We start from the raw sequence: 24,887 nt of genomic DNA, 5'->3' as shown, positions 1-24,887 counted from the left end.
GAAGCCCCTGACGCGTTCGTGTCAGGGGCTTTTGCTCTGCGCGGTCAGGGATTGACGATCGAGCCGCAGTGGTTCTTGATGTCCATCAACGGCTGACGGATGCCGGTCATCTCCGACTTCTCCTGCGGATGAGTCTCCATGTAGGTCGTGACATGCTCGGTGACCTGTTCGCGTGACAGGCCAGAAAGCGTGCTCATGAAACCATTCAAGTCGGGGTGGGTGAACAGATAGGCCGATGTCGACGCATCGACCCCGGCCCGGACACCTTCGAGATCGGCTGTGGTGCAGGTGGGCGGATTCATCCCGTTGTCCGCCAACGCGATAGGGGATACGCCAAGCAGTGCGGCACACGAGGCCGCGCCGGCGAACAAGGGAATCACCAGCCGGCGTGCGGTCTGAAGGTTGAGCATCGGAAACTCCTCATGTCTAACGGAGGTGCGGCTGTCTGTTACCAGTCTGGGGTTTGCCGTATGCCGGTGCGCGGTTTCCCAAGGCCTTGCACAGGAAACCGACAGTGGGCGCACATCTGCCCCGCCCGCGGCATAACCGAACTTATTTGTTGGCGTGACTTGTCTTCGGCCATACCGATTCTGTTACGGTCCCTGTGTGCGCTGGGGGGTCGTAGTAGTCGCCATGCTCATTGCTCTCGCATCGCTTTTCGTGCCGTACGCGCACGCTGACGACCCGACCATCGATGACCATCACCCGTACTTCAACGAAGACGAGTATCAGGCGTTTTATACGCCGCCGGTGCCGTTACCGCCCGGACAGCCGGGCGACCTGATCCGTACCGAGCCGTCGCGGTTGGTGCTGGAACCGTCGGGTGAGCTGGGCATGATCATGGCCAACGGAACGCGAATCATGTACCGCAGCAACGATGCTCGCGGAAATCCGATGGCGGTGACAGGCACCTACTTCGAGCCCCACAACGCCTGGCCGGGCAAGGGGCTACGTCCGCTCATCGTGTACGGCCCCGGCACCCAGGGGCAGGGCGATCAATGCGCGCCGTCGCGGCAGTTCAATCAGGGCATCCACTGGTCGCCGTGGCTGGATCTGGCGTTCAACTACGAGGAGTTGTTCGTCGCGACGATGGTGGCGCGAGGGTTCGCGATCGTGATGACCGATTACGAGGGCCTCGGCACGCCGGGACTGCACACCTACGCGAATCGGGTGTCGCAGGGCCACGCGATGCTCGACGCGGCCCGTGCCGCCAAGAATCTGCCTGGCACCTCGCTAACCCGCGACGGACCGCTGGCCTTCTGGGGCTACTCGCAGGGCGGGGGAGCCGCGGCGTCCGCCGCGGAGATGGCCGATTCGTACGCGCCAGAACTCAACATCGTCGGTAGCTACGCCGGCGCGCCGCCCGCCGACCTGAAGGCGTTGTTCCCGTTCATCGACGGCAGCATGCTGATAGGAGCAGTGGGTTATGCGCTCAATGGGGTGATCACGGCTTACCCGGAGCACGAGGCCGCCATCCGGGCGACCCTGACCCCGCGCGGCGCGGACATGCTGTTCAAGGTGCAGGACCAATGCGTGGCGGAGACGCTGACGAAGTTCATGTTCCGGCACCTGCAGCCCTACTTCAATCAGGACATCTTCGCGCTCGTCGAGCAGGAGCCGTTCAAGTCGCTGTTCGACGAGCAGAAGCTGGGCCGTATGAAGCCCAATGCGCCAGTTCTCATCAACTCCAACCGATTCGACCCGCTTGTCCCGTGGGCGCCGGCGATGCAAATGGGCCGCGACTGGTGCGCCCAGGGCGCAGACATCGAGGCGCGCACCAACGAGCAACCGCCGTTCCTGAACAAGGCGATGATCAACCACGGTTTGCCGATGTTGGTCGACGGTGAGCCTGCGATGCAGTGGATTGCCGACCGGTTCAATGGATTACCGACGACGCCGAACTGCGGCCAGTTCTGAGCGTCCGCTAGTTGTCGTACTCGTCGCGCTTGCGTGGCCAGTGGGAGAAGTCGTCACCGCGCCCCTTCGGCGCACGGTCGAGCAGCTGCCACGTGGCGTTCAACGCCTCGGTGCCGCGATCGTAGGTCGAATACGTATGGAAGACGGTGCCGTCCTGCAGGGCGAAGCAACTCAATGCCATCAGCTCCATCACGTCGAGCATGCCGCCGCCACCCGGGCCGGGATCGCGCCGGGGCGTCGGAACATACATGTGCTCGAAGAAATCCGCGTCGAAGTCGCTGCCACCGGACGACACCCACTCCACGTCCCAGCCCATCCGCTCTTTGTATGCGGTGAGGACCGGCAACGGCGAGCGCGATGCGAGCAGAAACGTCACATCCCGGTGCGCCAGATGCTGCACGGCGCCGACCAGGTTGTCCGTTTCGAACGTGCACCCCGGGCAGCCCTCCGGCGTCTTGGGCCCGTGCATGAAGTGCCGCACGATCAACTGCGACCGGCCGTCGAACAACTCGGCGAGCGTGCGCTCCCCGGTCGTCGTGTCGAACACGTACTCCTTGTCGACCGGCACCCACGGCAGTTCTTGCCGTGTCCGCGCAAGCTCGGTCGCGCGACGCGTCAGTTCCTTCTCGTCGGCCAACTGTCGCTCATATGCGGCCCGCCACTGTTCGCGCGTCCCGACGGCGTGCGTTGTCATCGCGTCATTCTCCTCGTCTCCGATGGGTCTTCGGTGTAGACCGCCGGCCCCGGCGAAACTCACCGTTACGCTCGCTGCGTGCTCATCGTGATCGAAGGTGTCGACGGCGCCGGCAAGCGCACACTGACCAACGGTCTGCGTACCGCGTTCGAGGGGGCACGAAAGACCGTCACCACTCTGTCCTTTCCCCGCTACCACGAATCCATCACCGCTGACCTCGCCGCCGAGGCCCTGCACGGCGCCCACGGCGACCTCGCCGAGTCGGTGCATGCGATGGCCGTGCTGTTCGCCCTCGACCGTGCCGGCGCCAAAGCCGAAATCGCTCGACGCGCCGACACCTACGACGTGGTGATCCTCGACCGCTACGTCGCATCCAACGCGGCCTACAGCGCGGCCCGGCTGCACCAGGGAGCCGACGGGGAGGTCGTCGAATGGGTGCGCGACCTCGAGTACGGCCGCCTCCAGCTGCCCAAGCCCGACGCCCAGATCCTGCTGGCGGTGCCGATCGAGCTCGCCGCCGCTCGCGCCGACCACCGTGCCCGCGAGGAAGCCGACCGCGCGAAGGACGCCTACGAGCGCGACGACGGCCTCCAGCGCCGCACCGGGCAGGTCTACGCCGAGCTGGCCGCCGCGAATTGGTGTGGACCGTGGAAGGTCGCCCCGCCGGAGGTCGACGCGGCGAAGCTAGCCGCAGAGCTGGTTCAATAGCCGACTCGCCCCTCTGCTACCGGCGTTTTATCGCGGTTTGGTGACACCATGGACACCATGAGGCAAAGGATTCTGGTTGTCGATGACGACCCTTCGCTCGCCGAGATGCTCACCATCGTGCTGCGCGGGGAGGGCTTCGACACCGCGGTCATCGGTGACGGCACCCAAGCGCTGACCGCAGTCCGCGAACTGCGGCCCGACCTGGTGCTGCTCGACCTGATGTTGCCCGGCATGAACGGCATCGACGTGTGCCGCGTTCTGCGCGCGGACTCCGGGGTGCCGATCGTCATGCTGACGGCCAAGACCGACACGGTCGACGTCGTCCTCGGGTTGGAGTCCGGCGCCGACGACTACGTGATGAAGCCGTTCAAACCGAAGGAACTCGTCGCCCGCGTGCGCGCCCGCCTTCGCCGCAACGAGGATGAGCCCGCCGAGATGCTGTCGATCGCCGACGTGGACATCGACGTGCCTGCTCACAAGGTCACCCGACTGGGTGAGCAGATCTCCCTGACGCCGCTGGAGTTCGACCTCTTGGTGGCGTTGGCGCGCAAACCGCGGCAGGTGTTTACTCGAGATGTGCTGCTCGAACAGGTGTGGGGGTACCGACACCCGGCGGACACTCGTTTGGTGAACGTGCATGTCCAGCGTTTGCGGGCCAAGGTCGAAAAAGACCCGGAGAATCCGCAGGTGGTGCTGACCGTTCGAGGAGTGGGGTATAAGGCCGGACCTCCGTGATCTGGAGCTCGCGAAGGCGCATCCATCGGCGTTCGGCACCACTTGTACGCGGATTGGGCGCGCTGGGTCGAGCGATGGGTCTCGCCTGGCGGCGCTCCCTGCAGCTGCGCGTCGTCACCTTGACGCTGGGCCTGTCACTGGCCGTCATCCTGGCTCTGGGCTTCGTGTTGACCAGCCAGATCACCGATCGCATCCTCGAAGTGAAGGTACGCGCCGCCACCGAGGAGATCGACCGGGCACGTGGCACCGTCAGCGGCATCGTCGGCGGAGAGGAAACGCGCTCGCTCGACAGCAGCCTGCAGCTGGCCCGTAACACCCTGATCGACCGCACCGCCGACGCGGGTCCCGGCCTCGCCGGCGCGTTCGACGCGGTGCTCGTCGTGCCCGGTGACGGACCCCGAGCCGCCACCGCGGCGGGTCCGGTGCAGCAGGTGCCCAACGCGCTGCGCGAGTTCGTCAAGGCCGGCCAGGTCAGCTACCAGTACGCGGCCGTCAACACCGAAGGTTTCTCCGGCCCGGCACTGATCATCGGCAGCCCGACCTCGTCGCCGGTCGCGAATCTCGAGCTGTACCTGATCTTTCCGCTGAGCAACGAGGAGTCCACCATCGCGCTGGTGCGCGGCACGATGGCCACCGGAGGCGTCGTCCTGCTCGGCCTGCTGGCCGTGATCGCGCTCGTGGTGGCCAGACAAATCGTGCTGCCGGTGCGGTCGGCCTCGCGGATCGCCGAGCGGTTCGCCGAAGGGCACCTGACCGAACGCATGCCGGTGCGCGGCGAGGACGACATGGCGCGGTTGGCCGTGTCCTTCAACGACATGGCCGAAAGCCTGCACCGGCAGATCACTTCACTGGAAGAGTTCGGCAACCTGCAGCGGCGGTTCACCTCCGACGTCAGCCACGAGCTGCGCACCCCGCTCACGACGGTCCGGATGGCCGCGGACCTGATCCACGACCACAGCGACGACCTCGACCCGGCGCTGCGTCGTTCGACAGAGTTGATGGTCAGCGAACTCGACCGCTTCGAGACGCTGCTCAACGACCTGCTGGAAATCTCCCGCCACGACGCCGGTGTCGCCGAGCTGAGCGTCGAGGCGGTCGATCTGCGCGCGACGGTGCAGAGCGCGCTCGACAACGTCGGCCACCTGGCGGCGGACGCCGAGATCGAGCTGATCGTCGACATGCCCACCGAGGACGTCATCGCCGAGGTCGACCCGCGCCGGGTCGAGCGCATCCTGCGCAACCTGATCGCCAACGCCATCGATCACGCCGAGCACAAGCCGGTGCGCATCAGGATGGGTGTCGACGACGACACCGTGGCCGTCACGGTGCGCGACTATGGCATCGGGTTGCGACCGGGCGAGGAGAAGCTGGTGTTCAGCAGGTTTTGGCGCTCGGACCCGTCGCGCGTGCGCCGCTCCGGCGGCACCGGTCTCGGCCTGGCCATCAGCATCGAGGACGCCCGGCTGCACCAGGGGCGGCTGGAGGCGTGGGGCGAGCCCGGCAAGGGCGCCTGTTTCCGGCTCACCTTGCCGCTGGTGCGCGGCCACAAGGTCACCACGAGCCCGCTTCCGTTGAAACCCGTTGAGCCTGAACGGGCTCCGCAGCGATCGACTCGGGAAACGGAAGCAGTGTGAAGCGCTTCCTCGCAGTCCTTTCGCTACTGGGGTTCGTCGTCACCGGCTGCGCAGGAGTACCCAGTTCATCATCACCACAGGCGATCGGCACTGTCGACCGGCCCGCGCCGCCGAGCCTGCCCAAGCCCACGCCCGGCATGGACCCCGACGTGCTGTTGCGGGAATTCCTCAAGGCCACCGCAGACCCCGCCAATCGCCATCTGGCGGCGCGTCAGTTCCTCACCGAATCCGGTTCCAGCGCATGGGATGACGCGGGCAGCGCGCTGCTGATCGACAACGTCGTGTTCACCGAAACGCGGGGTCCGGATCGCGTGACGGTGCGCATGCGCGCCGACATTCTGGGGTCGCTGTCGGACCTGGGTGTGTTCGAGACGGATGAGGGGGCGTTGCCGGACCCCGGGCCGATCGAACTGGTGAAGACGTCCGGTGGTTGGCGTATCGACAAGCTGCCCAACGGGGTTTTCCTTGACTGGCAACAGTTTCAGGCCACCTACAAACGCAACACCCTTTACTTCGCCGACCCGACCGGCAGCACCGTCGTCCCCGATCCGCGCTACGTCGCGGTGTCCGATCCTGACCAGTTGGCCACGGAACTGGTCAGCAAGCTGATCGCCGGACCGCGTCCGGAACTGGCCAAGAGTGTGCGCAACCTGCTGGGCCCGCCGCTGAAGCTGCGCGGGCCGGTGACCCGCGCCGACGGCGGCAAGGCGGGCGTCGGCCGCGGCTACGGTGGCGCGCGGATCGACCTCGAAAACCTGTCGACCACCGACCCACACAGTCGCCAACTGCTTGCGGCGCAGATCATTTGGACGCTGTCGCGCGCCGGTATCAACGGTCCGTACGTGATCACCGCCGACGGCGCCGCACTCGACGACCGCTTCGCGAACGGCTGGGAGACCTCCGATGTGGCGGCAACCGACCCAGGGGCATTCCCTGGTGCAGCGGCAGGCCTGCACGGATTGATGGGCGGCTCGCTGGTGTTCTTGGACGGGACCCGTGCGCCGCGTGTTCCAGGAGCATTCGGCGCGACGCCCAACCAGACCGCGGCGGCGATATCGCGGACGGGGCAGAACGTGGCGTCGATTGTGACGTTGCGCCCCGGTGCCCCCGATATGGCGTCGTCGTTGTGGGTCGGTCCGTTGGGCGGCAACGCCTCGCAGGTTCTGGACGGTCGCAATCTGTCGCGGCCCAGTTGGTCCCTCGACGACGCGATCTGGGTCGTGGTCGACGGCAACAACGTGGTCCGCGTCATCCAGGACGCATCCGGTCAACCGGCGCGCATACCCGTCGACTCCACACCCGTGTCGTCCCGCTTTCCCGGGGCGATCCGGGAACTGCAACTGTCGCGGGACGGCACCCGCGTCGCGATGGTCATCGATGGTCAGGTCATCTTGGCCGGGGTGGAGCAGACACCCGGCGGGGGATACGCGTTGACCTATCCGCGCCGACTCGGGTACGGGCTGGGGAACACCGTCGTCTCACTGGCCTGGCGCACCGGTGACGACATCGTCGTCAGCCGCACGGATCCGCAGCATCCGGTCTCTTATGTGAACCTCGACGGCGTCAACTCCGACGGACCCAGCCGCAATCTGCTGATGCCGGTCACCACCGTCGCGGCGAACCCGTCGACGGTCTACGTCGCCGACGAGCGCGGCGTGCTGCAGCTGACGGGTGCGGCGGCCGACAACGATCCGGTGTGGTCTGAGGTGCGGCCGCTGATGGTGCCCGGCACGCAGCCGGTGCTACCTGGCTGACGATCTGTTTGAAATTGCACTGAACCATCTCCTCGCGGCTCCCGTTGTGCTGACGAACCGGCGCTAGAAGCGTTGGCCGACAGCCCAAGGAGAGACGATGAAATTTCGTGGTCCACTGGTCACCCTCAGCGCGGTCGCGGTGTTGGGTGCCGGTCTAATGTTCGCCAACATCTCCCAGGAGCAGGCGCCGGTGGTGACCGGCACTCCGGTGGCCGCGCCGCCGCAGACGACAGCCATCACCGCATCGCCTGCGCCCGCCTCGCCCTCGTTCCCGGCCAAGGCGGACTACGTCGGCAAGATCACGACCGCCAAGGGTGTCATCACCTTGGATATCGCCATCGAGGGCGACACGGCCGTTGCCTATGCCTGTGACGGCAGCGCGATCGAATCGTGGATGCGAGGCCCAGCGCTCAATGGCACCGTCAGCCTGACGAGCAAGGACAAGACCGGCCGACTCGAGGGACGCCTGGACGGCACGGCGGTCGTCGGAACCCTCTGGATCGGCGCCAAGAAGTGGGACTTCACCGCGCAACCCGCGCAGTCACCCGCCGGGCTGTACGTATACGAGCAGGACGGGGTCCGCGGCAGCTGGATCGTGGACGCGTCGGGCAAGGCGACCGGTGTGTTGCGGCGAGACGACGGATCGACAGCGCCCGCTCCGGGGTTGGCGATCGGCGTCGACTATGCGAACACGGTCATCGACGGGAACACGGTCATCGCGCAACGGGTGGAGGGCAGCAGCGATGTCTGAGTCGCCCGTCACGGAGCGGATCACGGCGTCGCGGGGCGATGCAGCGGTGCTGACCGCCGTTCTGATCGGCTCGCTCGTCGCCGTCGGACTCGGTGCGTTCGGTAAAATCCATGAGCCCCAGTTCTTTTCGGTGAACGTGGCGGGTTTCTCCAGTGGCACGGCGGTGAAGGCGTGGCTGGGGACCTTCGCGGTGGTTCTCGCGCTGTTCCAGCTCGTGTCTGCCTTCGTGATGTACCGGCTGATTCCCGGCGGCAGGGCACCCGCGTGGATCAGCGTCGCGCATGTGTGGTCGGGGCGGCTGGCGGTGCTGGCCAGCGTTCCCGTCGCCGTGCATTGCCTGTACGCCCTGGGATTCGCCGAGACAGACAGTCGGGTGCTGTTCCACTCGCTGTTCGGATGCTTGTTCTACGGCGTCTTTGTCACCAAGATGATGTTGCTGACCCGCAAAGGCCTCCGCGGCTGGGTGATCCCGATCGCGGGCGGGTTGCTGTTCTTCGTTCTCGTATACGTCTGGTTGACCTCAGCCCTTTGGTTCTTCCAGACCAGCGGAATCACGTTCTAGTGGAAAGGCTTTCTATGTCATTCACAGACTTGCGCATCCCACGGCAGAAGGTGCTGATCGGGGCCGGCGTAGGACTGCTCGCGTCGGTACTCGCCGCCTGCACGACCTACGGCAAGAAGCCGGAGGCATCCGGTGACACCGCGATGACGACCGCTGCGCCGACGACGGGCGGTACGGCCCCGGAACAGAACAAGGCAATCGCCAAGACGTCGGAGGTGCCGGTCGGGTCGGGGCTCATCGTCGGCGATGTCGTCGTCACCCAAGCGGCGGCGGGCGACTTCAAGGGGTTCTCGTCGACCTGCACACACGCCGGGTGCACGGTGAACGAAGTGGTCGACGGCACCATCAACTGCCCGTGCCACGGCAGCAAGTTCAACCTGGACGGCTCCGTTGCAGCCGGACCTCCGACGAAACCGCTTGCGTCACAGCCCGTCACGGTCCAGGGCGATTCGATCGTGTTGGGCTGACCGCCCGACGAATGCGGGTCTACGTGGACGTGATTCCGGGAATGCGTCCCTCCCTGAACGCCTCGACGAAATGGCGATGGTCATCGCGGACCGTCGCGGCGTACTCCAGACCGAAGGTAACCATGTCGTCGACGAATTCGTCGTCGCGGTCGGCGATGACGTCGACGATCGCTTCTTCGGTCTGGAACGTCACGAGCTCCTGGTCGCTGTCGGCGTCGCCGACGCAGTGCACCTTGGCTACCGCGCGGCCGAGCTGGTCGATCACCTCGGTCAGTTCGTCGGGTTCGGTCAGCTCCGACCAATCCAGGTCGGATTCGTAGGGCGACAGTTCGGCGACGACGAAACCGACACCGTCGATTTCGGTGTAGCCGAGCAGGGGATCGGCATGCGCTTGCAAAGCACGCTGGGACACCGCGGTGCGGTGGCCTTGATGCTTGAAGTAGTTGTGCACCGCCTCGTCGTCGACAACACGGCTCGGCGCCGCGACGTTGCCCTGCTTCATCGACAGGACGATGTCGTTGTCGAGAGCCTGGTTGAACCCTTCGATCAGCACGTTGTAACTCGGCAACCCTGCGCTGCCGATCCCGAACCCCGTTCTGCCGACAATGTCCTTGACGTCGTAGGCCACTTCTCGGAACCGCTTCGATTTAGGGATGGTGTCCTGGTAGGCCTCGAACGCGGCCTCCACTTTCGCGTATTCAGCGTCGTCAAGTCGGCGTACGCCGTGGGATTCTCGGAACCGGCGATCCGATTCATCGAGGCGGGTCATCCGGTCGAGCATCTTGTCACGCGTCGACAAGCGGGCGTCCTGCAACGCCGTCAGCACGGCGCCGCGCGCGGTTTCCAGGTTCAGTGAAAAGGTGGCGTCGTCGTCGGTCTGAAGGAACCAGCGCACCTGATCGAGATACGACGAGGCGAACGTCGTGATCAGGTCGCGAATGACCTCGTCGGACAGCGCTTTCTGCCAACACATCAACGCGACGCTGGCAGCGAACCGCTGCAGGTCCCAGGTGAAATGGCCGACGAACGCCTCGTCGAAGTCGTTGACGTCGAAAATGAGAACCCCGGCGCCATCCATGTAGGTGCCGAAGTTCTCGGCGTGCAGGTCACCCTGGATCCACACGCGCGAGGTCCGCTCGTCCGCCCACCGGTCCTCGCGGTCTGCGACGTCGGCGTAGAACACGCACGCGCTCCCGCGGTAGAAGGCGAACGGCTCAGCCGCCATCTTGCGGAACTTCGTTCGGAACGCGTCGGGATCGGCCCTCATCAGGTCCGAGAACGCGTCGACGAGGCAGTTGACGATGACTGATTCACGTTCCTCGTGCATGAGACGAGGAGTACCCCCAAACAGATGTCACCGATCACCGCCACACTGCGGGCATGCTCGATCTGGTGCTGCCGCTGGAGTGCGGCGGCTGCGGCGCACGCTCGACGCGGTGGTGCGACATCTGCGCCAAAGACCTGGCCGTCAAGCCAGACGAACCGCACCTCGTCAGCCCTCGCGTCGACCCCGGCATACCCGTCTTCTCGCTCGGCCGCTATGCGGGCGCACGTCGCCAAGCGATCGTCGCCGTCAAGGAGCATGGCCGCGCCGACCTCGTCGAGCCGCTCGGCGGCGCGCTCGGCGCGGGGCTGGATCACATGCTGACCTGGGGCGTCGTCGAGACGCCGCTCACCGTGGTGCCTGCACCGACACGTCGGTGGGCGGCCAGGCGCCGCGGCGGGGACCCGGTCACCCGCATCACCCTTGCCGCGACCTCCGGGGAGCCCGACGTCACCGTGGTTCCAGCGCTGCGCACGCGAGCCTTCGTCGCCGATTCTGCAGGCCTCTCCAGCGCCGACCGCCAGCGCAACATCGCGGGCCGGGTGAAGCTGGTACGCCCCGCCGGCCTCTTGGCAGGGGACGTCGTGGTCGTCGACGACGTCGTGACGACGGGCGCCACCGCGTCTGAATCTGTCCGTGTCCTGCAGCGGGCCGGCGTAGCTGTGGCGGCTGTGCTGGCTATCGCCGCTGCCTGACCGCCGGTGGTGACGGTCCCGGTAATTACTCCGGCATCAAGGGGATGTGAAGAACTGAAAACAGGTCCTGAAAACTCAGTGGATTTTGTGGCACGACCGGGTGAACACGGACTACCGTCGGGATCAACCACCCGTGAATGCCTCACGGCGGCGCATCACCAACCAGCGCCGGCATCGCCCACCAGCGGTAGGAGGTGAGTAGACGACACCTTGCACCGGCGGGCCGCGACTAAGGCATAAGACATGCAGGTCCCCTCGGCGCGTATCCACATCCAGCCGGGCACGCTGACGCGTGCGGACGCGAAAGAGAAACGAGTTGCCAAGTATGTCAACCCATTCCATTGACTCGGACCAAGCGACGCTGGTCACCGACGAGACGCCCGAAGCCGAACCGCGAGCCGAGATCGTCGTCAAGGGCCGCAACGTCGAGATTCCCGAGCACTTCCGCATCTACGTCTCAGACAAACTCACTCGCCTGGAACGACTCGACCGCACCATTTACCTCTTCGACGTCGAACTGGACCATGAACGCAACCGGCGCCAGCGTAAGAACTGTCAGCACGTCGAGATCACCGCGCGCGGCCGCGGCCCGGTAGTCCGGGGCGAGGCCTGCGCCGACAGCTTCTACGCCGCGTTGGAGTCCGCGGTCTGCAAACTCGAGAATCGACTCCGGCGAAGCAAGGACCGTCGCAAGATCCACTACGGCGACAAGACCCCGGTGTCGCTGGCCGAGGCCACCGCGATCGGGCCCATGCCCGACACCCTCAACGGTTCCGGATCGGAATCACCGCAGGTCGACCCGGCGATGCTGGACGACCATGAACCCGGGCGCATCGTGCGCACCAAGGAACATCCGGCCACGCCGATGACCACCGACGACGCCCTGTCGCAGATGGAGCTGGTGGGCCACGATTTCTTCCTGTTCCACGACAAGGAAAGCGACAAACCGTGTGTGGTGTACCGCCGCCACGCCTACGACTACGGACTGATTCGGCTCTCGGACCCGCAAGGCTGATCGGCTCGCCTGACACGCTCGCCGGACTCGGCGCGCCACGTCGCTACCATGGGTTGAGCTCTATCAGATCCAACCCACCTGGAAAGCCTGAGGAATAGCGTGCTGGATAAGTTGCTCCGTCTCGGTGAAGGCCGCATGGTCAAGCGGCTCAAGGGGGTGGCTCAGTACGTCAACACCCTGTCCGACTCCGTGGAGAAGCTCTCCGACGCCGAGCTGCGGGCCAAGACGGACGAGTTCAGAAAGCGGTACGAGGGGGGCGAAAGCCTCGACGACCTGCTACCCGAGGCCTTCGCCGTCGCTCGTGAGGCGGCCTGGCGCGTGCTGGACCAGCGCCATTTCGACGTCCAGGTGATGGGTGGCGCCGCGCTGCACTTCGGCAACGTCGCGGAGATGAAGACCGGCGAGGGCAAGACGCTCACCTGTGTGCTGCCCGCCTATCTCAACGCACTGGCCGGCCAGGGCGTGCACGTCGTCACGGTCAACGACTACCTCGCCAAACGTGACGCCGAGTGGATGGGCCGCGTGCACCGCTTCCTCGGCCTCGACGTCGGTGTCATCCTGTCCGGCCTGACGCCCGACGAGCGGCGCGTCGCCTACGGCGCCGACATCACCTACGGCACCAACAACGAATTCGGCTTCGATTATCTGCGCGACAACATGGCGCACTCCCTGGAGGACCTGGTCCAGCGCGGCCACAACTTCGCGATCGTCGACGAGGTCGACTCGATCCTCATCGACGAGGCCCGTACCCCGCTGATCATCTCGGGCCCGGCCGATGGGGCGTCGAACTGGTACACCGAGTTCGCGCGGCTCGCCCCGCTGATGGAGAAGGACGTCCACTACGAGGTCGACATCCGCAAGCGGACCATCGGCGTGCACGAGATCGGCGTCGAGTTCGTCGAGGATCAGCTCGGCATCGACAACCTCTACGAGGCCGCCAACTCCCCGCTCGTCAGCTACCTCAACAACTCGATCAAGGCCAAAGAGTTGTTCACGCGCGACAAGGACTACATCGTGCGCGACGGTGAGGTGATCATCGTCGACGAGTTCACCGGCCGCGTGCTGGTCGGGCGCCGATACAACGAGGGCATGCACCAGGCGATCGAGGCCAAGGAGCACGTCGAGATCAAGGCCGAGAATCAGACGCTGGCCACCATCACGCTGCAGAACTACTTCCGCCTCTACGACAAGCTCGCCGGCATGACGGGCACCGCCCAGACCGAGGCGTCCGAGCTGCACGAGATCTACAAGCTCGGTGTCGTCAGCATCCCGACCAACAAGTCGATGATCCGCCAAGACCAATCGGACCTGATCTACAAGACCGAAGAGGCCAAATACATCGCGGTCGTCGACGACGTCAGCGAGCGGTATGAGAAGGGCCAGCCGGTGCTGATCGGCACCACCAGTGTGGAGCGCTCGGAGTACCTGTCTCGCCAGTTCACCAAGCGCCGCATTCCGCACAACGTGCTCAACGCCAAGTACCACGAGCAGGAGGCCAGCATCATCGCCGAGGCCGGGCGCCTGCGAGCGATCACGGTGGCCACCAACATGGCCGGCCGCGGCACCGACATCGTGCTCGGCGGCAACGTCGACTTCCTGGTCGACAAGAAGCTGCGCGACCAGGGTCTGGACCCGGTCGAGACCCCAGAGGATTACGAAGCGGCGTGGCACAAGCTCCTGCCCGAGGTGAAGGCGGAAGCAGCCGGCGAAGCCAAAGAAGTGATCGAGGTCGGCGGTCTCTACGTGCTCGGCACCGAACGCCATGAGTCCCGGCGCATCGACAACCAGCTGCGCGGCCGCTCGGGCCGCCAGGGCGATCCGGGCGAGTCCCGGTTCTATCTCTCGCTCGGTGACGAGCTCATGCGGCGGTTCAACGGTGCGACGCTGGAGTCGCTGCTGACCCGGCTGAACCTGCCCGACGATGTGCCGATCGAGGCCAAGATGGTCAGCCGCGCGATCAAGAGCGCGCAGACGCAGGTCGAGCAGCAGAACTTCGAGGTCCGCAAGAACGTCCTGAAGTACGACGAAGTGATGAACAAGCAGCGCATGGTCATCTACGACGAGCGCCGCCGGATCCTGGAGGGCGAGAACCTCGCCGACCAGGCTCACAAGATGCTCATCGACGTGGTGACGGCCTACGTGAACGGTGCGACCGCCGAGGGCTACTCCGAGGATTGGGACCTCGAGCAGCTGTGGACCGCGCTGAAGCAGCTGTACCCCGTGGGCATCGACCATCACGACCTCATCGACTCCGACGCCGTCGGCGAGCCCGGCGAGCTGACCCGCGAAGAGCTGCTCGACGCGCTGATCAAGGACGCGGAGCGCGCGTACGCGGTCCGCGAGAAGGAGCTCGAGGAAATCGCCGGCGAGGGCGCGATGCGTCAGCTGGAACGCAACGTGTTGCTCAACGTGGTCGACCGCAAGTGGCGCGAGCATCTCTACGAGATGGACTACCTCAAGGAGGGCATCGGCCTGCGCGCGATGGCGCAGCGCGACCCGCTGGTCGAGTACCAGCGTGAGGGCTACGACATGTTCATCGGCATGCTCGATGCCATGAAGGAGGAGTCGGTCGGCTTCCTGTTCAACGTGTCGGTCGAAGCCGCGCCCGCACCGGCGGTGGCGCCGGTCGCCGCGCCGCAGGGACTCGCGGAGTTCGCGCAGGCCGCCGCTGCCAAGGCTCAGGAGGGCACCCAGGGTGGAGTCGCCACCAAGGAGCGTCCGGCGCCGACCGGCATACAAGCCAAGGGAATTGACAACGAACCGCCACCGATGACCTACAGCGGCCCTGCCGAGGACGGGTCAACCGAGGTCAGGCGCACGGGCGGGGGCGGTAAGCATGCCGCACCCACCGGCTCACGCAGGGAACGGCGGGAGGCCGCGCGTCAGCAGGCCCGCGAAACCAAGCGGCGCGGCTAGGGCGGGTCGCCGGCTCAGCCGATCTGCAGAGCGACGATGCGCCACCGATCCCGGTAAAGCTCGATGCGTGCGGCCAGCGCACGCACCCGCGGCCCATTGGTGAACGTCCCGAACACCTCGGCTTCGGTGCCGTCGGTGCCGTCGACGATGCGCAGCCGCACCCGGTGCAGCCTCGCGACGGTGCGCACCCCTGTCGTGCGATCGTTCCGACTATGCGATGACCGGCTCAACTCGATGACCGTGTCGATCAGCGCCGGCGCCAGCAGTGGCCGCAGCTGCGCCACCGGCCTGCGCCGATCGATCACCTCGAGCACCCTTCGCAACGCGGCATCGGCGAACATGACGGCGGTGCGCGGCGGATCCGCTTCCCGAACCGCCGCCCCGTATCGCGCGGGCGACGACGGCCGCGAGGCACGACGGTGCAGCACCGGCTTCGATCGGCATGCCGCCAAGCCGACGGGCTGCGGCTCGTAGTCGACTACCGGCGATACGAATGGTGCACCCGGCTTAGGGGTCGGGGGTGTGGTCATGAAATGCTCTCCGGCGATTGACGGGGCAGGGACGGCATCTGCCGGAGAGTTGCAGACCTGTTCATGATCGCACGGTTTGCAGTGGGTTCTCTGCACCCGTGCTGCGCAGCGACAGGATTGGTCGCTACGTTGGTAATCAGAACCACCGCGGCCGAGAACCGCGTAGTCAACGAGGGGGCGTCGCGGCGATGGTGACCAGGTTGTCGGCCTCCGACGCGGCGTTCTTCCGTATGGAGAACACGTCGACGCCGATGTATGTGGGGTCGCTGTCGATTCTGCGCAAGCCGCGCAATGGACTGAGCTACGAAACCCTGCTCGAAACCGTCGAGCAGCGGCTCCCACAGATTCCGCGCTACCGCCAGAAGGTTCGCGAAGTGACCCTCGGACTGGCGCGCCCCGTCTGGGTGGACGACCCCGACTTCGATATCACCTACCACATTCGCCGTTCGGCCCTGCCGTCTCCGGGCAGCGACAACCAGCTGCACGAACTGATCGCACGGCTGGGCTCCCGGCAGTTGGACAAGTCCAGGCCCCTGTGGGAGATGTACCTGATCGAGGGTCTGGCCAAGAACCGGATCGCGATCTACACGAAGTCGCATCAGGCGCTGGTGAACGGGATGACGGCGCTGGAGATCGGACACGTCATCGCCGACCGCACGCAGAAGCGCCCGGAGTTCGGTGAGGACATCTGGATTCCGGCGCGCGAACCCAGTGACCGCGGACTGCTGTTCGGTGCCGTCGGCGAATGGGTGACCCGTCCCGCCGAACAAATCGGGGAGCTGCGCTCGGCGGTCACCGGTGTCGTCACCAATGCCGGTCAACTGGCCGACGTCGGCAGGCGATTCGTCGACGTGGTCCGTACCGCCGCGCGTGGCACCGCGCCGAACAGCCCGCTGAACACCACGGTGTCCCGCAACCGCCGGTTCGCGGTGGCCAGCGGCGACCTGGAGGATTTCCGCCTGGTCCGGGCCCGGTACGACTGTGACGTCAACGACGTGGTGCTCGCGGTGGTGGCGGGTGCGTTGAGAAACTGGCTGCTGTCCCGTGGCGAGCCGGTTTCGGCGACCACGACGATGCGCGCGATGGCCCCGATGTCGGTCTACCCCGACGCCGACCTCGACACGACGGGGCCCGGCCAGGCGATCAGCGAGGTATCGCCGTTCCTCGTGGATCTTCCGGTAGGGGAGGGCAATGCGGTCGTCCGGCTGTCGCAGATCGCGCACACCACCGAGTCGCACCCCACCGCCGCCAGTTTGGTCGACGCCAGGACCATTGTCACGTTGTCGGGCTTCGCGCCACCGACGTTGCACGCCATGGGCATTCGCGTGGCAACGGGCTTCTCGGCGCGACAGTTCAACCTCCTGATCACCAATGTTCCTGGCGCGCAGAAGCAGATGTACGTCGCGGGCGCCAAGTTGCTCGAGACCTATTCGGTACCACCGCTATTGCACAACCAGGTCCTTGCCATCGGTGTGACGTCGTACAACGGCATGCTCTATTTCGGTATCAACGCCGACCGCGACGCGATGAGCGACGTCGACATGCTGCCGGCCCTGTTGCGCGAATCGCTGGATGAATTGCTCGAAGCGGCACGATGAACGGTCGCATTTCTGATCTTGGTTGAAATTCAGCCGCGGTGGGAATGGCTCATCGGTGAGCATCGACGCCGAGCACCCAAAACCGAAAACGCCCGTCCGGCGGACCCTCTCGTCGCCCACTGACCGGGTCATTCCGCATCCAGTCCTGGATGTACCCGTCGAAGAAGCCGCGTACACACGGTCGCGCGGAGTGGACTGGGTCGTCTTCGGGGTCACCGCAGTCATCGCGGTCGGGTTTCTGGTCTGGGGCTTCGTCAGCACCCCGTCGCTGGCCGACGCGTCGGGCAGCGCGCTGACCTGGGTCATGGACAACACCGGTTGGTTGTTCGTCCTGACGGGCTCGGGGTTCGTGGTTTTCGTGCTCTGGCTGGCGCTCGGCCGCTACGGAACCATCCCGCTGGGCCGCGACGATGAGGAGCCCGAGTTCAACGGAGTGTCCTGGATCGCCATGATGTTCTCCGCAGGCATGGGGATCGGGCTGATGTTCTTCGGTGTCGCCGAGCCCCTGACGCACTTCACCACCCCGCCGCCGGGAACCGGCGACGCGGGTAATCCGGAGGCGGTCCAGAACGCATTGGCGACCACGCTGTTCCACTGGACCCTGCACCCCTGGGCGATCTACGCGGTCGTCGGGCTGGCGATCGCGTACGGCGTGTACCGGAAGGGCCGGCTACAGCTGATCAGCGCGGCGTTCGAGCCGCTGCTGGGCGCACGCGCAAATGGCCCGTGGGGCAAGGTCATCGACATGTTGGCGATCTTCGCCACGCTGTTCGGATCAGCGGCATCGCTCGGGCTGGGGGCGCTGCAGATCCGTAGCGGCCTGCAGATCGTCGGCGGAATCGGCGAATCCGGCAACACGATCCTGATCGTGATCATCACCGTGCTGACGATCGCGTTCGTACTGTCCGCGGTGTCGGGGATCGCCCGCGGCATCCAATGGTTGTCGAACATCAACATGGTACTGGCCGTCTCGCTGGCGCTGTTCGTATTCGTCGTCGGCCCAACGGTTTTCATCCTCAACCTGATGCCGACCGCGATGGCCAGCTACCTGGGCGACATCGCGATGATGTCCGCGCGCACCGGGGCCGAGGGCGCCGAGGTGAACACCTGGCTGCAGGCGTGGACCATCTTCTACTGGGCATGGTGGGTGTCCTGGACGCCGTTCGTCGGCATGTTCATCGCACGGATCTCGCGTGGGCGCACCATCCGGCAGTTCGTCGCGGGGGTGCTGCTGGTGCCCAGCCTGGTTTCGCTGGTGTGGTTCGCGGTCTTCGGTGGAGCCGCGATCAAGCTCCAGCAGGAAGGCGTCGACCTCGCGGGCGAGGGCAGCATCGAGGCGCAGCTGTTCGGTCTGCTCGACCAATACCCGATAGCGACGGTCGCGAGCGTTTTGGTGATGGTGCTGGTCGCGATCTTCTTCGTCTCCGGCGCGGACGCAGCGTCGATCGTGATGGGTTCGCTATCCGAACGGGGGACCATCAAACCGGGCCGGGGCACCGTTATCTTCTGGGGTGTCGCGATGGGAGCGGTGGCGGCCGTGATGCTGCTGGTCGGCGGAGAAGACGCGCTGAAGGGGCTGCAGACCATCACCATCATCGCGGCTTTGCCCTTCCTGCTCGTCATGGTCGGCCTGGCGGTCGCGCTGGTGAAAGACCTGCGCAACGACCCGAAGGTGGTGCGGCGGCAGTACGCGTCCGAAGCGGTCAACAACGCCGTCGTCAGCGGGGTCACACAGCACGGCGACGATTTCGTGATCGTGGTCGAGAAGGATCCCGAAGCCGGCAAGAGCGGAGCCGGTTAACCTTCGGACGTGCGCGTCTACGTCCCAGCGACCCTGGCCATGTTGCAGCAGCTCGTCGCGGACCAAATGTTGCACGCCCGCAGCGGAACGGCGTTCGCGGTGACGCCGACGCTGCGCGAGGCCTATGCCCAGGGCGACGACGACGAATTGGCCGACGTGGCGCTGCGTGAGGCGGCACTCGCCTCGCTGCGACTGCTCGCAGGGGAGGGCGCATCGGACATGCCGTCGCGCCGGGCGGTGGTGGTGGCCGAGGCCGGTGACCTGACACCTCGGCCCGATCTCGACGACGCGGTGGTGCGGCTGTCCGGCCCGATCGCATTCAGCGACGTGATCGCGGCGTACGTCGACAACGCCGATGCCGAGCCCGCGGTGGTGGCCGCAATCGAGGCCGTCGACGACGCTGACCTGGGTGACGAAGACGCCGAGTTCGTGGTCGGCGATGCCCAAGACCATGACTTGGCCTGGTACGCCCCGCAGGAGCTGCCGTTCCTGCTCGAGCTGCTGTGACGGCGGTAACTGTATTGAGTACGGGACCGTAAGTTACGGTACCGTAGGTTGCGTGGCCAAGAACTCGATAAAGATCTCGGCTAATGTCGCCGACACGGCCCGAGCGGGTGTCGTCGGTGAGAAGCACCCGGCCTGGCATGCGCTGCGTACCGTCGCTCAGCGGATCACCACACCACTGCTACCCGACGACTACCTCAAACTCGCCAACCCGCTGTGGTCGGCGCGTGAACTGCGCGGCCGAGTGGTGGAAGTGCGCCGCGAGACCGAGGATTCGGCGACCCTCGTCATCAAGCCGGGGTGGGGCTTTTCCTTCAACTACCAACCGGGCCAGTACATAGGCATCGGACTGCTGGTCGACGGACGCTGGCGTTGGCGGTCGTACTCGCTGACCTCGAGCCCGGTCACGGCCGGCGCCACGGGACCGGTGATTTCCAGGTCGAGGCGCACGATCACGATCACGGTCAAGGCCATGCCCGAGGGATTCCTTTCGACCCACCTCGTCGGCGGGGTCGCACCCGGCACGATCGTGCGACTGGCCGCACCGCAGGGCAACTTCGTGATGCCCGACCCGGCTCCGGCGAAGGTGCTGTTCATCACTGGCGGTTCGGGCATCACCCCGGTGATGTCGATGCTGCGTACCCTGACCCGTCGCGATCAGATCACCGATATCGTCCACTTGCATTCGGCGCCAACGGAATCCGATGTGCTCTTCGCGACGGAGCTGGCGGACCTGCAGCGCGGTCATGAGGGGTACCGCTTACGACTGCGTGCCACCCGAACCGAGGGTCGCCTGGATATGTCTCGCCTCGACCATGAGGTGCCCGACTGGCGCGAGCGCCACGTCTGGGCGTGCGGCCCCGAGGGCATGCTCGACGCCGCTGAGCGCGTGTGGTCGGCCGCGGGCATCGCCGATCAACTGCACCTGGAACGTTTCGCGGTGTCCAAGGCCGCGGCACACGGTCAGGGCGGCACCGTGGAGTTTGCACGCAGCGGTAAGACCGTGACGGTGGACGCCGCGACGCCGTTGATGGATGCCGGCGAGGGTGCCGGTGTGCGGATGCCATTTGGCTGCCGGATGGGCATCTGCCAATCCTGTGTCGTGGGCCTGCTCGACGGGCACGTCCGTGACCTGCGTACGGGCGCCGAACACGAGCCGGGCACCCGGATACAGACCTGTGTTTCCGCAGCTTCGGGCGACTGCGTGCTGGACGTATAAGGTTTACCGACCAGTAACCTACGGGTACGTAGGTTACGATAACGTAGGTACTTGAGAGGAGGTTTGACGATGGCAATCACTGACGTTCCTGAATTCGCGCATCTGTCCGAAGCGGACATCGAGAGTCTGGCTGTTGAGCTGGATTCCATCCGCCAGGACATCGAAGACTCCCGCGGCGAGCGCGACTCGCGCTACATCCGCCGCACCATCGCCGCCCAGCGTGCTCTCGAGTTGGCGGGTCGATTGACGCTGGCCGCGAGCTCGCGCCGCTCGGCGTGGTGGGCGGGCACCGTCACCCTGGGCGTGGCCAAGATCATCGAGAACATGGAAATCGGCCACAATGTCATGCACGGCCAGTGGGATTGGATGAACGATCCCGAGATTCACTCCTCGACGTGGGAGTGGGACATGAGCGGGTCGTCCAAGCACTGGCGCTTCACCCACAACTTCATGCATCACAAGTACACAAACATCCTGGGCATGGACGACGACGTGGGCTACGGCGTCATTCGGGTCACGCGCGACGCGAAGTGGAAGCCGTTCAACCTTTACGGCAACCTGCTCTTCAACACCCTGCTGGCCATCGGCTTTGAATGGGGTGTGGGGCTGCAGCACCTGGAGCTGGGCAAGATCGCCAAGGGCGGCGACGACCGTGCCGCAACGATGAAACGCGTGCGCGAGTTCGGCGTGAAGGCCGGCCACCAGGTCGCCAAGGATTACGTGGTGTGGCCGGCGCTGACGTCGCTGTCCCCGGGTGCGACTTTCATGTCGACGCTGAAGGCCAACGCGGTTGCCAACGTCATCCGCAATGTGTGGGCCAACGCCGTGATCTTCTGCGGCCACTTCCCCGACGGCGCAGAGAAATTCACCAAGACCGACATGGTCGGCGAGAGCAAGGGTCAGTGGTACCTGCGCCAGATGCTGGGCAGTGCCAACTTCGAAGCGGGTCCTGCACTGCGGTTCATGAGCGGCAACCTGTCCCATCAGATCGAGCATCACCTGTACCCGGACCTGCCGAGCAACCGGTACGAGGAGATCTCGATCCGGGTGCGCCAGTTGTGCGACAAGTACGACCTGCCGTACACGACGGGCAACTTCCTCGTGCAGTACGGCAAGACGTGGCGCACCATCGCCAAGTTGTCGCTGCCGGACAAGTACCTGCGCGCCACCCGCGACGATGCACCGGAGACCCGCAGTGAGCGGATGTTCGACGAACTCGAGCCCGAGCAGCGACGTGGGCTCAAGTCGGCGATCTCCGCAGTGCGCGCACGACGTCGCGAGAAGCGGCTGCAAAGCGGGCGGGAACTCGCCGCCTGATCTGATCGACCGAGAAAGCCCTTCCCGTTTCGGGGAGGGCTTTTTCGTGTCCGCCGATCGGGGGACACGCGAATCCCCCGGTGGACCGGCTGATCGCCCGACATACACCGACACCAGGAGGCGGCAATCTTGAGTCATCGCAGGCACACCCCGGCGATATGGCCGAAAGCCAACTCACACAGGAGTATCGACATGAAGAACCACATCTTCGCCAAGACCGTCGCCCGCATCGCACTGCCGCTGGCCATCGGCGCCGCCGCGCTGGGCATGGCCGGCATCGCCAGCGCCCAGACCCAAGAACCGGTCGGCCCCGGCTACCAGTACGCCCCCACGACCACCGCGCACCCCGCCCCCCAGGCGCCCACCACCCATCACGGCGTGGGCCGTGTCGAGGAAATGGTCCCCGGCTATCACCGCTGAGCCCACACCTTCAGAGGCCCTCTCCGCAAGGAGAGGGCCTCGCTCTTTTCAGTGACCCTCCCGCAGCGCCGCCAGCAGTCGGCGCGCGGCGGCGACCCGAACGGCGGCGGGACCGGTCAGCGTGTCGAGTGCACATTCGGGGTCGGCAGGCGGGCCCATGTGGCCGCAGCCCCTCGGGCAGTCGTTGATCGCCTCGGCCAGATCGGAGAAAGCGAGCATCACATCATCGGGTTCGATGTGTGCCAGGCCGAATGACCGGATCCCGGGAGTGTCGACCACCCAGCCACCGACACTCAGCGGGAGCGCGACTGATTGCGTCGAGGTATGCCTGCCCCGGCCCATGTCCGTCACCTCGCCTGTTGCCCGATCCGCCTCCGGGACAAGGCGATTCACCAACGTCGACTTACCGACCCCGGAATGTCCGAGGAGTACCGTTATCTTGCCGGCGAGCAGCGGGGCCACGGCGTCCAGTGGATCGTCTCTTCCGGCGGTCGTGACTGTGAGATCAAGGTCGGCGAATTCGGCGGCGAACGGCTCGGGGGGTGCGAGGTCGGTCTTGGTCAGGCACAGAATGGGTTCCAGGCCGCCGGCGTATGCGGCGATGAGTGCGCGCTGCACCAGACCTGTGCGCGGCGGCGGGTCGGCGAGAGCGACCACGATCAGCAGCTGATCGGCGTTGGCGACGACGACGCGTTCGGTTGGATCGGTGTCATCGGCGGTGCGGCGCAACACCGTTCGCCGCTCGCCGCGTCGGACGATGCGAGCCAGCGTGTCCTGCTTGCCCGAGACGTCGCCGACGATGCCGACGTCGTCGCCGACGACGATAGGCGTGCGCCCCAGTTCGCGTGCTCGCATCGCGGTCACCAGGCGGTTGGGGTCGTGGTCGAGCGCGCATCCCCATCGGCCGCGGTCAACGGTGACGACCATGGCGTCGTGCGCGTCGGCGTGATCGGGGCGGTTCTTTGTGCGCGGCCGCGATCCTCTGCCGGGACGGACCCGGACGTCGGACTCGTCGTACTCGCGAGGGCTCAATCGCCCGCCAGCATGTCGGCCCACATCTGCGGGAAGTCGGGCAGCGTCTTGGCGGTGGTGCCGATGTCCTCGACCTCGACGCCGTCGACGCGCAACCCCACGATGGCTCCGGCGGTGGCCATCCGGTGATCGGCATACGATCGCCACAGCCCACCGTGCAGCGGACTCGCGGTGATCAGCAGACCGTCGGGCGTCTCCTCGCATTGCCCGCCGAGGCCGTTGATCTCTGCGGAAAGCGCTGCAAGCCGGTCGGTTTCGTGTCCGCGCAGATGTGCGACACCGCGCAGCTGCGACACCGACCCCTCCGGCGCGATGGCAGCGAGCGCGGCCACCGCAGGCGTCAGTTCGCCCACGTCGTGAAGATCGACGTCGATGCCCGTATAGGACTCGGGTCCCTGCACCTCGAGATACGAATCGCCTTGGCGGACAACTGAGCCCAGGTTCTTGAGGACCGTGAGGATCGCGTCGGCGGGCTGCATGCTGGCCGCCGGCCATCCGATGATGCGGACGACCCCTCCGGTGACGACTGCGGCAGCCAGGAACGGTACCGCGTTGGAGAGGTCGGGTTCAATGATCCAGTGTCTTGCGGAGATCGGGCCAGGGGAGACGTGCCACCGGTTGGGGAGCGTGTCGTCGACGTCGACTCCGGCGTCGCGAAGCATGGCGATCGTCATCGCGATGTGCGGAGCCGAGGGCACCGACTCGCCCGTGTGCACGATGGTCAAGCCGTCGGTGAAGGCCGCACCGGAGAGCAGCAGACCCGATACGAACTGTGAGGACGACGATGCGTCGATCTCGACCGTCCCGCCCGCGACCGACCCGGACCCGTGGACGGCGAACGGCAGCGCGTCACCGTCGACGTCGACGCCGAGGCTGCGCAGCGCATCGAGCAGCGGAGCGATGGGCCGGGACCGCGCCTGCTCGTCGCCGTCGAACGTCACGGTCGTCGTGCTCAGCGCCGCCACCGGCGGCACGAACCGCAGGACGGTGCCGGCGAGGCCGCAGTCGATGCGGGTCCCCGGGTGCGGGTCGATCGCACCGCTGAGGGTCAGTTCGGTGTCGGCGCCGTCGACCGTGACACCGAGTGCGGCGACCGCGCCGATCATCAGATCGGTGTCGCGGCTGCGCAGCGCGCCGCTGATCGTCGACGTGCCGTTCGCCGTCGCCAGCGCCGCAAGCACCAGCGCGCGGTTGGTCAGCGATTTCGACCCCGGCACGGTGACCGTGGCATGCACGGGACGCGAGGTCGACGGTGCCTGCCAGTTGCTCACGGCTCTATCCTGCCTTGTCGGTT

23 protein-coding genes are annotated in these 24,887 nt (G+C 66.0%); 17 read left to right on the top strand and 6 right to left on the bottom strand.

Annotated features, from left to right (window positions below):
* Positions 1-44: 44 nt before the first annotated feature.
* A complete protein-coding gene (locus G6N36_RS12435) occupies positions 45-410 on the bottom strand; it encodes a heme-binding protein (RefSeq protein ID WP_163686776.1) in 366 nt (121 codons plus the stop codon).
* Positions 411-633: 223 nt separating this feature from the next.
* Between G6N36_RS12435 and G6N36_RS12430 the strand changes: the two genes are divergently transcribed.
* The gene (locus G6N36_RS12430; protein WP_163686775.1) at positions 634-1,917 is read left to right on the top strand and encodes a lipase family protein; all 1,284 of its coding nucleotides are present in this window, start codon (positions 634-636) and stop codon (positions 1,915-1,917) included.
* A gap of 7 nt (positions 1,918-1,924) precedes the next feature.
* On the opposite strand, the gene G6N36_RS12425 is transcribed toward G6N36_RS12430, so the two are convergent.
* On the bottom strand, positions 1,925-2,611 hold the full coding sequence (locus tag G6N36_RS12425) for a DUF899 domain-containing protein (RefSeq protein WP_163686774.1): 687 nt from the start codon (positions 2,609-2,611) through the stop codon (positions 1,925-1,927).
* 78 nt (positions 2,612-2,689) lie between these two features.
* On the opposite strand from G6N36_RS12425, the gene G6N36_RS12420 reads away from it, so the two are divergent.
* The 7 genes from G6N36_RS12420 (at position 2,690) to G6N36_RS12390 (ending at position 9,222) form a co-directional block, all read left to right on the top strand.
* The gene (locus G6N36_RS12420) at positions 2,690-3,319 is read left to right on the top strand and encodes a dTMP kinase (protein WP_163686773.1); all 630 of its coding nucleotides are present in this window, start codon (positions 2,690-2,692) and stop codon (positions 3,317-3,319) included.
* A 48-nt stretch (positions 3,320-3,367) separates the two neighbouring features.
* The gene (gene mtrA / locus G6N36_RS12415; RefSeq protein WP_163686772.1) at positions 3,368-4,054 is read left to right on the top strand and encodes a two-component system response regulator MtrA; all 687 of its coding nucleotides are present in this window, start codon (positions 3,368-3,370) and stop codon (positions 4,052-4,054) included.
* Positions 4,051-5,688 (top strand): MtrAB system histidine kinase MtrB, encoded by a 1,638-nt coding sequence (mtrB, locus tag G6N36_RS12410; protein ID WP_163686771.1) that lies wholly within the window; start codon positions 4,051-4,053, stop codon positions 5,686-5,688. The genes mtrA and mtrB overlap by 4 nt, the downstream gene beginning before the upstream one ends.
* Positions 5,685-7,442, top strand: coding sequence for an MtrAB system accessory lipoprotein LpqB (lpqB, locus tag G6N36_RS12405; protein ID WP_163686770.1), 1,758 nt, complete (start codon positions 5,685-5,687; stop codon positions 7,440-7,442). The genes mtrB and lpqB overlap by 4 nt, the downstream gene beginning before the upstream one ends.
* A gap of 97 nt (positions 7,443-7,539) precedes the next feature.
* Complete coding sequence (locus G6N36_RS12400) at positions 7,540-8,193, top strand: hypothetical protein (RefSeq protein ID WP_163686769.1); 654 nt, start codon at positions 7,540-7,542, stop codon at positions 8,191-8,193.
* Complete coding sequence (locus tag G6N36_RS12395) at positions 8,186-8,755, top strand: DUF6529 family protein (protein WP_163686768.1); 570 nt, start codon at positions 8,186-8,188, stop codon at positions 8,753-8,755. Before G6N36_RS12400 ends, G6N36_RS12395 begins: the two co-directional genes overlap by 8 nt.
* A gap of 14 nt (positions 8,756-8,769) precedes the next feature.
* Positions 8,770-9,222: a QcrA and Rieske domain-containing protein gene (locus G6N36_RS12390; RefSeq protein WP_179964772.1), complete on the top strand. Its 453-nt coding sequence runs from the start codon at positions 8,770-8,772 to the stop codon at positions 9,220-9,222.
* A 19-nt stretch (positions 9,223-9,241) separates the two neighbouring features.
* Here the strand turns inward: G6N36_RS12390 and G6N36_RS12385 are convergent, their stop codons facing one another.
* A complete protein-coding gene (locus tag G6N36_RS12385) occupies positions 9,242-10,549 on the bottom strand; it encodes a DUF2252 domain-containing protein (RefSeq protein WP_163686767.1) in 1,308 nt (435 codons plus the stop codon).
* A gap of 53 nt (positions 10,550-10,602) precedes the next feature.
* On the opposite strand from G6N36_RS12385, the gene G6N36_RS12380 reads away from it, so the two are divergent.
* The 3 genes from G6N36_RS12380 to secA all read left to right on the top strand — a co-directional run bounded on the left by G6N36_RS12380 (position 10,603) and on the right by secA (position 15,172).
* Positions 10,603-11,241: a ComF family protein gene (locus G6N36_RS12380; protein ID WP_163686766.1), complete on the top strand. Its 639-nt coding sequence runs from the start codon at positions 10,603-10,605 to the stop codon at positions 11,239-11,241.
* A gap of 325 nt (positions 11,242-11,566) precedes the next feature.
* Positions 11,567-12,256: a ribosome hibernation-promoting factor, HPF/YfiA family gene (gene hpf, locus G6N36_RS12375; protein ID WP_163686765.1), complete on the top strand. Its 690-nt coding sequence runs from the start codon at positions 11,567-11,569 to the stop codon at positions 12,254-12,256.
* Between the two features lie 99 nt (positions 12,257-12,355).
* On the top strand, positions 12,356-15,172 hold the full coding sequence (secA, locus tag G6N36_RS12370) for a preprotein translocase subunit SecA (RefSeq protein ID WP_163686764.1): 2,817 nt from the start codon (positions 12,356-12,358) through the stop codon (positions 15,170-15,172).
* Between the two features lie 14 nt (positions 15,173-15,186).
* Here secA and G6N36_RS29615 read toward each other — a convergent pair whose 3' ends face one another.
* The gene (locus G6N36_RS29615; RefSeq protein ID WP_163686763.1) at positions 15,187-15,702 is read right to left on the bottom strand and encodes an Rv3235 family protein; all 516 of its coding nucleotides are present in this window, start codon (positions 15,700-15,702) and stop codon (positions 15,187-15,189) included.
* 188 nt (positions 15,703-15,890) lie between these two features.
* On the opposite strand from G6N36_RS29615, the gene G6N36_RS12360 reads away from it, so the two are divergent.
* From G6N36_RS12360 to G6N36_RS12335, 6 genes are all read left to right on the top strand, one after another.
* Complete coding sequence (locus G6N36_RS12360) at positions 15,891-17,300, top strand: WS/DGAT/MGAT family O-acyltransferase (RefSeq protein ID WP_163686762.1); 1,410 nt, start codon at positions 15,891-15,893, stop codon at positions 17,298-17,300.
* A 55-nt stretch (positions 17,301-17,355) separates the two neighbouring features.
* The gene (locus G6N36_RS12355) at positions 17,356-19,101 is read left to right on the top strand and encodes a BCCT family transporter (RefSeq protein ID WP_163686761.1); all 1,746 of its coding nucleotides are present in this window, start codon (positions 17,356-17,358) and stop codon (positions 19,099-19,101) included.
* A gap of 9 nt (positions 19,102-19,110) precedes the next feature.
* Positions 19,111-19,608: a DUF6912 family protein gene (locus G6N36_RS12350; protein WP_163686760.1), complete on the top strand. Its 498-nt coding sequence runs from the start codon at positions 19,111-19,113 to the stop codon at positions 19,606-19,608.
* Positions 19,609-19,660: 52 nt separating this feature from the next.
* Positions 19,661-20,824: a ferredoxin reductase gene (locus G6N36_RS12345; protein WP_163686759.1), complete on the top strand. Its 1,164-nt coding sequence runs from the start codon at positions 19,661-19,663 to the stop codon at positions 20,822-20,824.
* A gap of 69 nt (positions 20,825-20,893) precedes the next feature.
* Complete coding sequence (locus G6N36_RS12340; RefSeq protein WP_163686758.1) at positions 20,894-22,141, top strand: fatty acid desaturase family protein; 1,248 nt, start codon at positions 20,894-20,896, stop codon at positions 22,139-22,141.
* Between the two features lie 192 nt (positions 22,142-22,333).
* Positions 22,334-22,561: a hypothetical protein gene (locus G6N36_RS12335; protein WP_163686757.1), complete on the top strand. Its 228-nt coding sequence runs from the start codon at positions 22,334-22,336 to the stop codon at positions 22,559-22,561.
* Positions 22,562-22,609: 48 nt separating this feature from the next.
* Here G6N36_RS12335 and rsgA read toward each other — a convergent pair whose 3' ends face one another.
* Entirely contained in the window at positions 22,610-23,593 is a 984-nt protein-coding gene (gene rsgA, locus G6N36_RS12330) for a ribosome small subunit-dependent GTPase A (protein ID WP_163686756.1), read from the bottom strand.
* Positions 23,590-24,864 (bottom strand): 3-phosphoshikimate 1-carboxyvinyltransferase, encoded by a 1,275-nt coding sequence (aroA, locus tag G6N36_RS12325; protein WP_163686755.1) that lies wholly within the window; start codon positions 24,862-24,864, stop codon positions 23,590-23,592. The genes rsgA and aroA overlap by 4 nt, the downstream gene beginning before the upstream one ends.
* Between the last annotated feature and the right edge of the window lie 23 nt (positions 24,865-24,887).

This window comes from Mycolicibacterium gadium, assembly GCF_010728925.1.
Lineage (GTDB): Bacteria > Actinomycetota > Actinomycetes > Mycobacteriales > Mycobacteriaceae > Mycobacterium > Mycobacterium gadium.
The sequence above is the reverse complement of the archived record's forward strand: the minus strand, read 5'-3'. Positions and strand labels throughout refer to the sequence as shown.